At 63.3% G+C, this 441-nt stretch carries 1 protein-coding gene; it reads right to left on the bottom strand.

Features of this window, described 5'->3' with window-relative positions; translation table 11 throughout:
- Positions 1–441, bottom strand: a 441-nt coding sequence (locus tag EN893_RS37610) for an ABC transporter permease subunit (protein ID WP_128362341.1), incomplete at both ends; no start/stop codon positions are given.

Genomic DNA, 441 nt, shown 5'->3' with positions numbered 1-441 from the left:
AGGGTCAGGGCAGCGCTCACTCCGACGGCGGCAAGAACCAGGTCAGGACGGAAATTGTTCTTGGCGTTGAGCATGTAGATGCCCAGCCCCTTCGCGGCCCCCGCATATTCGGCGAAGATCGCGCCGACCACGGCGTAGGTGATGGAGATCCTCAAACCAGCGAAGAAATAGGGCAGCGCCGAAGGCAGCCGTGCCAGCACGAAGATGCGCCAGCGCCCTGCCCCCATGGCGCGCAGCATTTGCCCGATCTCGGCCTCGGTCGACTCATAACCCTCGACCAATGCAACCAGCATCGGAAAGAAGGTAACCAGCGCCACCAGCATGATCTTGGGCGCCAGCCCGAAGCCGAACCAGAGCACCACCAGCGGCGCGATCGCCACCAGCGGCAAGGTCTGGCTGACGATTAAGACAGGAAACAGCGCACGCCGCAGCGGCTGGAAG

Origin of the sequence: Mesorhizobium sp. M7A.F.Ca.CA.004.04.2.1, from assembly GCF_004022825.1 — a bacterium.
GTDB lineage: Bacteria > Pseudomonadota > Alphaproteobacteria > Rhizobiales > Rhizobiaceae > Mesorhizobium.
This window is presented reverse-complemented; position numbering and strand designations above follow the sequence as displayed.